Origin of the sequence: uncultured Psychrobacter sp. (assembly GCF_947488565.1) — a bacterium.
Lineage (GTDB): Bacteria > Pseudomonadota > Gammaproteobacteria > Pseudomonadales > Moraxellaceae > Psychrobacter > Psychrobacter saeujeotis.
Genome location: NZ_CANKZC010000001.1, coordinates 263,705 through 279,299 on the forward strand (window position 1 = coordinate 263,705; position 15,595 = coordinate 279,299).

Here is a 15,595-nt window from a genome sequence, read left to right on the forward strand (position 1 = left end):
CACTGGCTATTGATAGCAGCCTTTTATCATAGTCGACAACCACAGTCATCCCTAAGATAGCGCAATGAGCACAGCTATTTAAAACTGCCAGCTATAGACCACATCTACAGCATTTTCAGCCGCAGAGGTCGCCTCGACATAAATACGGCGTGTCAATTGATAACGAATAGACAAGCTGTTTTCCGCGTTAAATACGCCAACCCCATAACGAATGTATAAATCAGGAGTGACGTAACCTGTGACATTAACATTAGTATCTTCACTGTTACCTGAAGCATCCACAGTTAGACTCTGCAAACCAAAGGCTTGCCCAATCTGATTGGTCAAACTTCGTGTGCCAGTCAAGCCAAAGTTGAGGCCAGCTGCCGCCAAACTATTAGTGACCTGTGACTTAAATCCTTGTTCACTAACTTGAGTTGCTTCACCATCGTCTATACGACCAGTCACTAGAGCATTCATCGCTTGTTGTTGCGTCAAGCCTGCATTGTTAAAAACAACGATATTTGGGTTTTCAGTGTTGCCTGTCACACGTACACCGACTGTTTTATCATCAATTATTTTTACAGCCTCGATACTTAGATTGGGCTTCATCACATCGCCGTTAAAGCGTATCTGTCCATAATTTAGCTCTAAATTCTGTCCAAACGCATCGATACTGGTACGGCGAGATACTTGAACGACTCCTTTAGCGCGCATGACACCAGTACCATTTTGACTGATATTAAGAGCACCTGCCAAAGGAATGACAGCACCAAAGCCACGGAAGTTGATATCATCACCCAAATCAATACCGATATCAGCGTTAATCGACCAAGGTTTTGATATCGCTAAAACGTCATCGATATTACCAATTAAACGTCTATCGATCACCACTGCATCTTCAGTTTGGGTGATAATATCTTCACTGGCTTCAGGAGGACGAATCGTCGCTGATGGTACGCTAACTGCACCTTCAATGTTAACGTAGCGATCGCCTGGTCGCACGATAATATCGATATCAGGATTGACCTCAGCCAATAATAATGGTGGCTGCGTTAACACCAATCTTTCACCAACAATACTCAGTTTGGCTTGCAGCTCTTGTTGCCAATTGATGGTTCCAATCAAGGTACCTGTACCTGTACCACTATTAAACTTACCGTCAATAGCCGCTTCTGTCCCGCGGATTTTTGCTGTAGCGTTTATTTTGGATAAATTGACTGGTAGGTCAAGCATCGCAACACGACCATTAGCAAGTTTTACATCGCCATAAAACTGGGGCTTGGTTAAGGTGCCGCCAATGCCGCCTGCCATCGTAATATTACCTTCTAATACGCGCATTCCTGGGAAAAACGGCTTTAAGATAGCCAGATTAAATTCATTAAGTACTAATGCCCCTGATATTGGTTTGGGCGCTTTGTACGGATCTACGATGGCTTCAGCGTAACCGCGAGCACCATTACCAGTATTGACATCTGCACGCAGTTTTAGTCCTTCAGGAACTGATAATGCGATGAGTGATATACGCTCATAAGGGATGGTTACAGGTGCAGCATCACCATCTTGAATCAGACCTATTTTGCCATTGTCAGAATATAGCGTCGTATTGATGGTAGGCGGTTTGCCACGTTGCCAGCCGACAATAGCTTTGCCATTAATCTGACCATGCCAATCAATATCTTTGGGTAAGAACACTGAAAACAATGATGTATCAAGCTTTTGCAAAGCCAAATTAACACTACCACCAGCAGCTGAAGCTATAAGGTTTTCGCGCAAACATAATTTGCCAGTCTGATCCTCTGCTTGCCAGCAGTGCGCTGCTAACTGTACTTTTAGATCAGTTTTGCCACTATTCTGTGGTTTTGGTAAATTTACAATAGCCTGTGCAGGTTGTAACTGGTTTAAGGTTGCATATTGCGACTGGACACGTCCTTTACCTATCACCCCTGACCAACTCAACTGGTCACGATTAAAACCACCTTTTAATCGTGTTGAGATGTTCAATTTTTCATTAGCCATCTTAAGGTTGACGACGTGACTTTGCTCAGTACCACTAAACGAGGCATCAATGTTCTTAAAACTTTGCCCAGCTGCATCTAAACCTTCTGCACTAATAATCAGTTGACTAGGACTATTGGCTAAATTCACAAGTTTACCGCGTACACGGCCTTCACGTAAGATAAATCCAGGCAACACAATACGCTCACCGACCAAATCTACGTAGATCGTTGGCAACGCCTGGCCTGCTGGCTGTGACAAGGTCGCACCGCCAGTGACTTTGCCCGTCAGCTTATCTGAGAGTTGATCGAGACTAGTGATATTGATTTTTGTTTGCAACTGCTTGGCATTACCATCAGCCGTCAGGTAGTTGTCGCCCCATCGTAGTACTAAGTTATTTGCATTCAGATTATCGATGAGAGCATTGACCTGCTGATATTGAGACTCAACGTCTTGGGCTTTTAAACGCTCAAAATAGTTGGTCAGATCTTCAGGTAAGTTTAATTTAGCCGCCAAGCTCCCTTTGGCACTCAAAGGCTGACCTTTTAGAGTACCGTTTAGATCGATTTGTGTTAGGTTGATAATCTGCTGTGCTTTACGCCAGCTACCATCCGTTTTTATATTGCCCGTAATCGTACTTGGGGTATCTTTTAGGAAGTAACCTAGATTAAAGCGATCCATCACCGCACTAATATCCCAAGCAACCCCTTTGCTTACATCGACTGAGCCTTGGGCATCAATACTACCTGCTTTGCCTATATGACGAAAACGCTTGATACGGATGAGCTGTGAGTCCCCATTGGCATCAATGGTCAATTTACCAGCAGGTAGCTGTTTGGCATCTAGCATCCCATCAAAATTTACAGCAAAACGTTGTAGTTTACCCTTTTCATCAGGATGGTTTTTGGACGCAGATTGCCACTGCCCACTGGTGTTCAAATCACCGGAAAGAATAGCTGGATTATTCGGTAAAAAATAACCCAAATCAAAATTATTAAAGCGGCCGTTTACTGTCCAGCCAATATCTTGGCGCAGATCAAGCACACCTTTTACATTAACAGCGCCCGCCTCACCAGTATAATCCAACTTGCGCACATTGATTAGCTTTGGTGTACCAGCTGCATCAATAGATAGTCGACCATCAGGAACATTAGCAGTATCGAGCTGACCATCAAAACGTGCATCGAAAACCGACAGCTCACCTCCAATGAGATCAATGCTTGCGTCACCTGTCCCTGCTATACCAATGTCACGACCCTCTTGTGCGGCATCAAGCTGAGCTTCTAAATCCGTATTATTGAGATTAATAATATGCCGCTGACCTTTAACACCATTTTTGGTGATATCTAGCAAACGACCACTGGCATTAAGGCGGCCTGTTAGACGCTCAAGTGGTAAATCGTTACGATATTGTTTGGGTAGCAAGCCATTAGTGCGCGCATCGATCTGCCACGTCAAAGGTCGGCGCTTAGTTGCTAGCTGTATTTGCCCATTACCCGATAAATCACCAACGATGCCTTTATAGTTGAGACTATTTATATCAATGACATCGCCATTCTTACGGACTTTGACATCATAATTGCCTTTAGGGGCTGCGCTTAACTCATTGATAAGGGCATTGGCATCAACAGACAAACGTGCACCGCGCACAATGACATCAGCTTGTCCATTTGGACTGTTGATGTTACCGATATTAGGGATATCACTACGAATAAGGTTTTGCCAATTGGCATTGATATACCAAGGAGCCACCTGTTTAGACTTTAATGAAGTCTTACCACGTACTATATTGGTATTGATGTGCTCACCATCACGCTGACGCAAGTCTGCATCAATCTGCGTATTACCAACACTATTTTGTTGTTGATAATGCACCGATAGTCGACCATTAAGCTTTTGCGGTGCATACGCCTTAAAGTCAGTATACTCATCAGGAATGGCGCGGCGAACATCAAAGTTACTACCTGTCGCTCGCACTTTTGCATCAAAGCTACTTTGCCAATCCAAAATACCTTGTAATATTAAATGTCCAGCTGGAACATTAGCGTCTAGACGATCGACACGCATTTGGCTATTGGCGATGATAGCGCGACCCTGATAATGTCCTGAAGGGATGTCTTTGGCAGTCAACTCAGTATTAATACGCAAACGTATCTCAGAGATGACCCCATTTGCCGTAGCAGTACCACTTCTTAGATGGATGTTTTGGGCATCTGCGTAAGGAATGAGAACATCATCCCACTGTAATTTGGCTTGAAAAGGCGCATCATTATCGAGACCTTGTACGACAAACTCACCTCGGACATCCCCTTCATTATAACGACTACGCACCTTACCTACAGTACGCTTTAAGCTACCTGTCGCTGTAATGTTTAGGGGATCGATATACGCTTTTTCTAAAGCACTGACTTCAGCGATGGCACTGAGGTCCAATGGATAGTCGCCTTGTAAATCTATATTGCCCTGTAATGCATTGATTTTTACAATATCTGCATAACGCAAATCGCCGCGACCAATGGTGACTTCACTCCCTACCCACGTTAAATCTCGAGCACTAATATCATGTACCACGATAGGATCTTTGGTGATTTGTTTATAAACAATGTTTTTTATTTTGGCTTGATCAAAGCGTAGATTGACTGGTAACTTGAGCGTTTTATAATCAAATGGCTCACCTGTCGGAGGTTTGTTATTGATGATTTCTATGCGCTGGATATCAGCATCTCGAAGGTGCACTTCTTTAGAAAATATAGCGCGCCAGCCTACCTTAACGTATGCTTTATCTACCGAAACCTCAAGATCTTCAGTCGCTTTGATATCTATATCTGTGACCCAAATACCATCTCGCAAATTGCCTTTGCCGTATGTAAGTTTAATGCCTGTTTCTGCACTGACCTTTTCTAAGACAAACCTCGTCCCTGACTCTGTGCCCATCATATAGAAAAATACTGCAAACATAAGCAGTAAAACGACAAGTATCAGTATTAATAATTTGAATACAAAGGACAGTGGATACCAGCGCTTTACCGCACGGGCATCTCTTTGAGCTGGATCTTCATCGGGTGAACGTTTGGGCGGGGTCTTTTTGTTCAACATGATACTCAACTACGTTAAAAGATTATTTACCAGCAATCGGTAGGATAGATAAAAATGGCTCAAAGACTTTTCTACTTTAATAAACTCAATCATCTACATATAGTCAAGTCTATAATTTTTACTAGAGTGGCGAGCCAATAAAGAAGTGTAGTCTAACTGGAACACTATCTTCTGTCACGCCTGCGGCTACATCTACGCGTACGACGCCCACAGGTGAGGCCCAACGAACACCGACCCCAACGCCAACCTTGGTTTCAGTCTCAAAATCTTTGTCATAAGCATTACCCACATCGGTAAATACTGCACCGCGAAAGCCTGGAATAAATTCATAATTATACTCAGCACTACCGACTGCTAGTATTTGTCCACCAGTTAGATAACCATTTTCTAGCGGAGACAAGCTTTCATAATCGTAGCCACGAATGCTTTGATCCCCACCAGCGAAAAAGCGCAATTTATAGGGTACTTCATAAAAGTCATCTGCCCATATGTAGCCTGTATTGACGCTTCCAAGCACTTGATGCTTATTGTCATCACCAAAGCTATAGACACCACTGACACCTGCACTAACTATAGCCAAATCGGTATCGCTAAGCGCTTTATCTGCGCCCGCCTCAATACCATAGTACTGACGTATACCACGCGTTGGATTGGTCACACTGTCAACGTCCGTTTTATTGACGCCATACCCAAATAATAGTGCCTTTTGCTTAGGTTTAGAAGATGTAAAACGTATGGGTAGATCATCTAACTCAGTATCATCAACGCCAGTCTCCAGCTCATCTAAACGATAACGTACAGAGTAACTACGATTCCAACCGTTTTCACGGCGAATATTACGGGCCAATCCAGCTTTTAGGGTTTTGGTTGACAAATCAAAGTTACCTTCACCTTGATCAATCACCTCCTCTTCATAAGTGAGACGTCCCTCTAGCTTGTCGTTGAGCGGATGCTTCCATGGTCGACTGGCATAGACACCGATATTTTTATTGATCCGAGACACCTCAGTCTCTACCCCTGCCTGATAGCCTTTGCGATTGATTAAGTTATAGTCGATTTTGGCAGTCGCTCGTACATCCGTATCTGTACCATAACCGATACCTACTTGTGCATCACGCGGTTTATCAGCAGAGACAAAAACATACAAAGGGACTTTTTTGCTTTCTTGAACCTCTGCTGGGGTTTTACGTCCTGCAAGGGTTGGCGGTACAAAATCTTCGTCCAATACACCTTCATCATCAGGAAAGATTTTTTTGGCGACTTTACTTATAGAGTCGCTAATTTTGCCTAAAAGATTATCAGCTTCTTGTGTTTTTTCGTCGAGCACCCGATCATTTGGTAACCCGCTTAACCGATCTGCCTTACTTTTGATAGCCGATAACTTGTCTTGTGTTTCTTGGTCAACTTCAAATTCGATGGGAGCCACATCTATTGCATCTACAGTAGCGCCGTTGTTGGTCTCAATGTTATCAGTAGTCTTGTCAGCCCCATCAATATCGGTACTACTGACATCGACATCATTACTATCGTCTGCAATGTTAGAGGCAGCTTTAGTATTGTCGGCATTTATTATCGAATCATCAATATTGTCATTATTAGACGCATCGATATCGTCAATAGCACTGTCGACATCGCCATCAATAACCCCCTCATTATCAGCAGCTATCGACGTATTGTCGAAAGCTAACGTACTGTTTTCGCTCATATCATCTGGTGGCAATATTGTCTCAACATTGACGGTGTTAAAATAACGAGTCGCTGATAAATCATTACCAAGTTTGGTGATATCAGGACGATAGAACGGATCGCCTGCTTCGAAGTCATACATCTGCTTTAATAATGAGGTCTCTACTGGTAGCTTTTCAGGATCGGTAGTAAGCGTTCCTGTCTCCTCATCATAGGTAAAAAATACCACATCATCAAATTGATAACGATCGCCTGTGTTATAGACCAGTGAGACATCAGCTGTATTGTCTGGCAAGATAATATCAACTGATTTATTTAACCAGTATTGATCAAAATAACCATATGTATCACTTAATGCTTCAAGTGCCGCCTTACTGTTTTTATAAACGCGGTGATTAAAGACATCTCCTTCTTGCGGTAACATACTTGTTTCAAGGGTTTTAAACTCAGGCTGCTCAATACCTTGACCGCGAATATCTACGACGCGGCTATCGACACGTACTGGCTCACCAAGTTTTTCAATAATGACGTCAATGGTATCAACGGTTGGTTGGCGTAAACGTAAGGTAACGTCGTAATAGCCTACTGCTTGCGCAGCATCTAAAGCAGTCTGGCGCAAACGTGGTAAAGCTGCGGTAAAATCAGCAACAGATTGTACAGTTGTATCATCAAGCGCAGCTTTAATATTGTTAATCGGTTGGCTATCTTCATCAGCTTTGATAAGTTTTGGCTGCGTATCGTTTGTATTTTCAGCGCTACTACTATCTGTCTGCTGTAAATAAACGCTGGTTTCTACATGTGGTAGAGCCATGGCGCCTCCATTAAACAAACGACTATATAAACGTTTAACGATATTGCTACTATTACGTGCCCGTGAGCTAGGTTTGGATGCTTGTACGATGCTATCGGTCACTGCTTGAGTTTCTGTTGCTACTTGATAGTCAGGTAAGTAATCATCAGGGTTTAAAGCTTCTGTTTGCTCTATCGTTTCATCTACCATAGGCAGCTTACCCGTGCTTGCATCAGCTTTAGTATCCGCTATAGTATCGTCAGTACCTGTTACTGGATCACGTTCTTGCTGCGCAAGCGTCTGTACAGGACTCTGTTGGCTACTATCCACACCATTGCTACTGACTGCATCACTAACCTCAATCGGGCGTGACATAATCTCATCAGATTCAGCATTCTCATCCTTACTTTCTAGTCGTCCAAGAGTATCAAGATTGGTCGGTGCTGGTAAGCTTGCTGCATCTAGACTTGGATCCAAGCCGATGGGCGTATCACGGCTATCTAAAGTCGCTACCGGTTTATCAAAATCGCCATCACTGTTCTGACTATTGTCGCCTAACGTATTGTCTTGATTGTTTTGCGCCTCTACCGCCGCAAGCTCACGATCAATTTGTTCAGGCGTCATCATCTGATAGCCTTGCTGCTGTACTGTGGCTGCCTGCTCTAATAAATTATCATCACGTGTGCTGGTTGGGCTTTTTTTAATATTGTCTGAGTCGGTCGTCTTACGGTTGATAGGTTTGGTCGATAGAGAGTTTTTTGACTCGCCTTTTAACGTTTGCTCACTATAATCTTCTAATACTGACTCATCGATGACACCTTGCTCTACTGCTTTTTTTAGTCGTAGCGCATCTAAAGCTGCATCAAGCTCAGTCTCTTGATCAGTCATTAGTGCATTATATTTGGACAAGCTTGAAAGCTTGGCTGATGCTTCGCTACTGGTATCAACGTCATCTGCACCAAAGGCAGGAGTTGCCACACCAAAGCCGACTAACGCACTTGCTAACGCGGTAAAAAGCGTTGAGCGGGTAAAATAGCTGCGCGACTGCGTTAAAGGCTGATGTCTTATCATACTTATTTCCTATCACTTCACGCGGCATACTATACTGACGATGACTACCGTCTGCACTAACCGGTGAATGTACTTATCATATTTAATATTAGTGATACTGGTAATCAACTTTGACACCACTATGTCAAGCTTACAAATCATAGCTTAGTTAATTATCAAATCATAGCATCTAGCACATGTATTTATAGCAAAGCCTTGCTATTATACGGTCTAAAAACCATCAACCTATCCTATATTTCAATAAGTTTTTGATAATAATCACAATTATATAGCATACAAATACCTTATGCTGCCTGTATTTAGTTCACTCTATGCACCAGACGCTAGCCACTTGTAGGAGTCCACATGGCAAACCAGTTTCAATTATTTAAGCGTCGTCGCTTTAACGCTATGTTTTTTACCCAGTTTTTGGGTGCTTTTAATGACAACATTTTTAAGCAAGCACTGATTTTAGTTTTGACCTATACTGCCGCCAGTCAAATCGGCGTGGAAGTGAGCATCTTAAATAATTTAGCCGCCATGCTGTTTATTTTGCCTTATTTTTTATTTTCTGCCTTGGCAGGTCAGATTGCAGATAAGTTTGAAAAGTCGAAACTCACCCGCTTTGTTAAGCTGCTTGAGCTGGTCATCATGACAGTGGCGGCTATAGGTTTTGTGTTTGAATGGTACGCTCTGCTATTTGTAGCGCTGTTTTTAATGGGTACGCATTCTACCTTTTTTGGTCCGATTAAATATGCTTATCTGCCACAAGCAATGCAAAAAGACGAGCTTGTCGGGGCCAATGGTTTGTTTCAGATGGGTACTTCTCTTGCTATTTTGCTCGGCATGATAGTCGCTGGGGTATTAACGCAGCTGCCGCAGTCACTATATTGGATTAGTGCAACGGTTGTAGTTGTGGCATTGTTGGGCTACATGGCAGCGCGCTTTATTCCTATGACGCCAGCGATGCAGCCCAATCTGACTATTAATTGGAATGTTTTTACCACCAGCATAGCCACGGTACGTTACTTATATTCTCTGCCTTTTTTGTTCTTTGTGATTTTGGGTAATAGCTGGTTTTGGTTTTATGGGGCAACGTTTTTGACTCAGACGCCTGAATTTAGCAAAGTCATCTTACAGGGTGATGAATCTGTCGTTATTTTTCTATTGACTCTCTTCTCTGTTGGCGTGTCTATTGGCTCTTTACTGTGTAAAAGTTTGACAAAAAATCAAGTGAGCTTGCGACTGTTGCCTTTTGGCATCGCAGGACTCAGTATATTTGCTATTGACCTTTATTTTTCATTATCAGGGCTAAATAACGATTTGAGTTCGAACACACTCTTAGGGATTAGCGATGTATTTGGTAGAGGCGGTAGCTTACGGGTATTTGCTGATTTATTCTTTTTAGGGTTTAGTGGTGGTTTGTATATTGTGCCCCTCTATGCCTCTATGCAGGCTTATGCGCCCAAAAGTCATCGTGCACGTATCGTAGGTGCCAATAATATCTTTAATGCTATATTTATGGTTACCTCGGCTATATTTGCTATTGTGGTATTAAACAGTCTCAACCTGTCACTGCCGCAGTTATTTTTGGTCACAGGCCTACTCAATATCATCTTTGGTGTGTTTTTATATATCAAGCTTAACAAGCATGTCGGGCAAGCCGTTATGCAGACTTATGATGAACCACCCAGCAGTGAAAGCTAATGTAGCATGGCAGTTTTCATCAATAATACACAAGGGATTCGTTGAATTATAATTATGTTATAGCACGAATTTTGATGCCGATAATTGAGATTGTTTGCTATAGTGATGGAAGATTATTTTTACGATTTACATAAGCCAATACCGACACAAAGTTATATCAGGAGCTAATTATGGCACTGCGTTCGTTATCTAAGATAGACAATTTGCTTCTTGGCGTTGATAAGGCGCTACGGGCAGTCGTTCCACATTCCAACCCCAGTACTCGCCCATTACCAGTCAATGATGACACGATTCCTGAGCTAAGTATTACAGAATCGCGGCACGTGGCGGGTCTTATGCGCATCAACCATACTGGTGAGGTATGCGCGCAAGGTCTATATCACGGGCAAGCGTTTAGTGCAAAAGATGATGGCGTAAGACAAGCCATGCAGCAATCGGCTGAAGAAGAAGTAGATCACTTAGTATGGTGTGAGACTCGTTTGCAAGAGCTGGGCAGCCATCCCAGTATTTTTACACCATTGTGGTATGGTATGTCTTTTGGTTTGGGTGCCGTTGCTGGTGCTATCTCAAACGAGTTTAGCTTAGGCTTTGTCGCTGAAACTGAAGCTCAAGTTAGTGAGCATTTACAAGATCATATCGAACAGCTACCAGTACAAGACCAGCGTTCACGCGCTATACTGGCACAAATGGATATCGAAGAGCTACATCATCGAGAGCTGGCGATTAATAGTGGCGGTGCAGCATTATCTCCCCCTGTTCGCCGTACCATGCGCTGGATGGCCAATCGTATGAAAGCCACAGCCTATCATTTATAGTTTGGCAATACTGCCTGATATACTTTCTCGTTAAAGCAGCCCACTAAAACCTGTACTTTGATAAAAGGTTTTAATATATTAAGTCCCTTATGATTTTGATGATTGAAGCTAATCTGTAGGGTTTTTAACAATCCTACTATTGAGAGGATTTATGCTAATTTGATAGGGTATAAAAAATTTGTACAGTTCTTAACCAGCCAGTATTCACTATATATGTTCATTATATAGACATTACTTATCAAAAATAATTTATCAATAACCAAGGTAACGATTGCCATGAGCCAACCCATAAGCCCCATCAAACATAATAAATCAGCTGCTTTAACTGCTTTAGCAGCGGCATGTACTTTGATGCTGTCAGCACCTGCGCTAGCGGCAACGCCTGATACAGCTGCTGCACCTGCTGTTAGCGCCAATGCACCTAGCGCCATTGACTCAAGCAAACGTATTATTCGCCGCGCACAGCCAAATGCAACGATCAGTAACGCCCAATCTAGTAATGCCCCATCGAGTCCATCCGATGCAAAAGCCGCTGAACAAACAACCGAACAAGATGCTACTCAGCAAAACCGCGCAACTGCATCGACTCAACAAACGCCATATACGCCTGTAGTCCCTGTAGCACCGAAACCTACTGGTACCACACAGGTCTATCAACGTGGCCCTATTACCAGCACCGGTATCGATATCAGTGCAGGCCAGCTAAACGGCATACCAACGCCGCAAGTTCGTATCTCAGATATTAGTTTTGTCCCAACACTATTGATTTCACAAAAAACGGGACTTGGTACAGACAAGCTGGATGTCAGCTTACTTGATGACTTTATTGAAGACGTCTCGCCCAACGCACGCCACTATCCACCAAACTTCCCCAACCGCTCACAACGTCACTACACGCGTGAAAAAATCAAAGTATTGACTGAGTGGATCGAACCTTATGCCAGCGAGCCTGACGCTTCCTTTGATGTTCTATTGCGTGCTGCCAAACTTAACGGTATGGGTCGTAACCTAGACTTAGGCTCAGAGTATGCAGTTCGTGCTGGTCAATACGTAGATCGCGCTATCAAAGCCAAGCCAGATAGTGGAGAAGCCAACTTTTTGTATGGCATGATGCTATCAGAAGGTGGCGGGTTTAAAGAAGGTAAAAAGTATCTGGACAAAGCTGTTGAGCTTGGCTATACCGAAGCTGAACAAAGCTTAGCGCAGTCTGATTTGTTGAGTGATCGCCGTAATGAAGCCTTAGATCGCTTGCGCCGTCTTGAACAACGAGTACCGGATAACTCAATCATTCGTCAACAGATTAAGCTGATTGAAGATGGTAAATACTACATTTGGGATTTGCCTGCACCTGACATCGACGTTAAACCAAATACCCCTATTACCTAGGTTTATTGCTATAAGTGAATGAGATGCCGCTCACTTATAATGTTAATCGAAGCGTTGCCTCAATAATTAACTGTCCGTTAAGCACGTTTGTTTTATATTGATATCATGTCAATAATAAAGCGAACGTGCTTTTTTATGGGTTGACCTATCTATTATAGAAGACTATCTGTCTTCAGCATTGTTTTTTAAAGCACACTGTTCAACAATCAAAATTTAAGCATTAATCCATATAGTGTAAACGCACAAGTTGCGCTAGACTCAACACTATATGAGTGCTTTTGATAAAGCACTGATGGAAAATCTATATTTATATAATTTATCTACTAAGGTCTGCCATGTCATTTGCCTCTCTTACTACGATTACAGCAGCCTACATTAAGAAAAAGCCAATGGCTATCACAGCGCCAGTAGCACTAGCAGCGACTTTGGTGCTAGTGCCTGCCTGTAGTACAGTCTCAGTCAATAAACAAACTCAGGCAAAAACCATCAATACTCAGCGTGGTAGTATCGTCACTGATAACAAACTTAGTACCGCTACTTCCTCAACACTACTGTCCGCTGGCCTCAATGAGCAGGCTTGCATACAGTATTTTGATCGATGTCTAGCACAGCTCACTGATAGCATGCTCGACGAACACTATAGAGCCGCGCTTGCTGTCTACGCTGAGCTTCACTATGCCAAAGCTCGTCAACTTGCTAATTTAAATGAATGCCAGCAGGCTTTGACACGGCCACCTCTTGACCCTTATTATGCCAACGCTCCTTTATCAGCTGAGGAAGCTAATACCCAACAGCGAAATACCGAAACTTGCGTCAATAGCTATCAAGCGCGGCTTTTTGACGCCATTAAACTTAGCTATACTTATCTGTTTTATGACAGTTTAGCCCATGATTTTGAAGAGGCTAATTCGGATAAGGCTGTCACGCGTCAGCCAAACCGCATCCCAACCGATATCGATATCCAAACCCAAGATATCTATAATGCTGCCACCAATAGCGTCGTTACACAGCTGTACAGATCAACAGACAGCTCAAATAACCTCATTGGCAGTACAAAAATAAACTATCTGTCACCCAGTACTACTATTAATAATGGTAATAAAGCGGCAATCGCCAATCGAGCACCGTTACGTGGCAAACCCACCGATCAAATCAAAATCATGAATATTGAAGTTGATAATTATGACCTTAACGTCTATCTACCTAACGAAAATACCTACTTGCAAAATGCTCATAAACAGTCATCTGCCCTTGCCGATTTAACCTCAACTTATGAGCTGCGTCTATCGGGTCTGAACTCTGTCAGCAAGCGTCCAGGTTTGGGCATTGGTTTGGTGGCATCATTGGATGACCGTTATACCACCACCATTCGTCAGCTACTAGAATCCTCACTATCAGGTAAACTATCCAAAACGACGAATAATGACAGCATGGATGATAGCGCAGTAAGTACACGTATTTATCCTACTGGGCATTTACTGATGACAGGTTTCATTAAGCCCGCAGGTGACAGTGTACTTGACGTACTGAGTAGTAATGAGCTTAATATTCACTTATATAATCCTTATCGTAGTAATAGCGTCAATGTTCTTGGTAACGACTATCCGCTTGCTGCCAATTTCTCAGCAGGTTATGGTCTATGGCTGGCAGAAAACCAGCTCGACGGTGTCGGATATTTAAACTTACTGACGCGGCGTCAAGAAGCAACGCTACCTAAGCTATTCATGCTTGAGCCTTATGATCCTAATAAGCGTGTTATCGTTATGATACATGGCTTGGCCTCTAGTCCTGCCACCTGGGTCAACCTAACTAACGATATATTCAATGACGATAAGCTACGTGACAACTATCAAGTATGGCAAATATTTTATCCGACCAATCTGCCTATTTTAGAAAACCGCTATCAGATTCAAAAATTACTCGAAACTACTTATCAGCAAACAGACCCTAACGGACAAAATCGTGCCAGTAAAAATAGCGTCATTATCAGTCATAGTATGGGCGCTCTTATTTCTCGTATGATGCTGTCTGACGATAACTTGGTGGACGATATAGACAGGCTTGATGACCAAAACATGCTTTCTATTAGTGAAAAAAGTAAGATTCGTGACGCTCTTAAACAATCTTTTGGCGAGCAACAATTAAAAACGCGTTTCGAGTTACAAGCACTACCACAAGTAGATACTGCTGTATTTTTGTCCGCGCCCTTTAGAGGCACTGACTATGCAGATCGCTGGTTTACCCGTGCTTTGCGCCGTATTGTGTACTTGCCGGTAGGTTTGATAAAAACAGTCACTGACAATTTAGCCACCCTTGCAATTAAAGGCGATTTGGCACAAAACCCTTTAGGGGCATTATATCTACAAAACGGTGCCAGTCAATTGAGTAACAAGTCCTCATTTATTCAATTAACCAAAGATATCACGATGAATGAGCGCATTACCTACCACTCAATTATTGCCAATAATGATACAGATATCACTCAAGGTTTGGCACAGATGCAGCCTGGTGGAGCTAGGATAGACTTATCCCAAGCGATAAAACCCGATACAAACAATGATACTGATACATCTTCTATACCAAGCGCGCCACTCGTCGCAGCGGTGATGGTGGATGAGGATATTAGTCAAGCGCTTACTGAGCGTTTATCCGATGGCATCGTGCCTTATACCAGCGCCCACCTTAAAGGCGCGGCTTCTGAAACCGTCATCAACGGTGGGCACAGTATCCAAACCAATCCGCAAACTATTTTGACATTAAGACGCATCTTGCACGAGCATTTGAAGCAATAGCATCCATTATAAATAATTGTTAAATATATCTTTATTATCAGCAACTATTAATGACGGTCGAGTAGTCATTAGGTTAACAACGCTTACTATGCACAGCTTGCGTGTGTACCTAGGGTGGCGCATAATGTATGCACATTAATACATATTGATTTACGTATTTCATAGACAAATGACTTTAATTTATAAGGATATAGATTACCTATTACAGCTAAATAGTATTTGTATAAACTATCTTTATATAAAACGTCCTTAGCTAAATGTCGTTTGTAGCTAAATAACACTTGGCTATTGCCCGT

6 protein-coding genes are annotated in these 15,595 nt (G+C 42.7%); 4 read left to right on the forward strand and 2 right to left on the reverse strand.

Annotated elements, in window-relative coordinates; genetic code table 11:
* Positions 1-78: 78 nt before the first annotated feature.
* A complete protein-coding gene (locus Q0890_RS01000; protein ID WP_299216345.1) occupies positions 79-5,073 on the reverse strand; it encodes a translocation/assembly module TamB domain-containing protein in 4,995 nt (1,664 codons plus the stop codon).
* 121 nt (positions 5,074-5,194) lie between these two features.
* Positions 5,195-8,620 (reverse strand): autotransporter assembly complex family protein, encoded by a 3,426-nt coding sequence (locus Q0890_RS01005; RefSeq protein WP_299216348.1) that lies wholly within the window; start codon positions 8,618-8,620, stop codon positions 5,195-5,197.
* A gap of 345 nt (positions 8,621-8,965) precedes the next feature.
* Here Q0890_RS01005 and Q0890_RS01010 point away from each other — a divergent pair, with 345 nt between their 5' ends.
* The 4 genes from Q0890_RS01010 (at position 8,966) to Q0890_RS01025 (ending at position 15,299) form a co-directional block, all read left to right on the forward strand.
* Entirely contained in the window at positions 8,966-10,306 is a 1,341-nt protein-coding gene (locus Q0890_RS01010; RefSeq protein WP_299216351.1) for an MFS transporter, read from the forward strand.
* 176 nt (positions 10,307-10,482) lie between these two features.
* Positions 10,483-11,121: a 2-polyprenyl-3-methyl-6-methoxy-1,4-benzoquinone monooxygenase gene (coq7, locus tag Q0890_RS01015; protein ID WP_299217971.1), complete on the forward strand. Its 639-nt coding sequence runs from the start codon at positions 10,483-10,485 to the stop codon at positions 11,119-11,121.
* Between the two features lie 276 nt (positions 11,122-11,397).
* Positions 11,398-12,507 (forward strand): hypothetical protein, encoded by a 1,110-nt coding sequence (locus Q0890_RS01020; protein ID WP_299216354.1) that lies wholly within the window; start codon positions 11,398-11,400, stop codon positions 12,505-12,507.
* A gap of 335 nt (positions 12,508-12,842) precedes the next feature.
* Positions 12,843-15,299: an alpha/beta hydrolase gene (locus Q0890_RS01025; RefSeq protein WP_299216357.1), complete on the forward strand. Its 2,457-nt coding sequence runs from the start codon at positions 12,843-12,845 to the stop codon at positions 15,297-15,299.
* Positions 15,300-15,595: the final 296 nt, after the last annotated feature.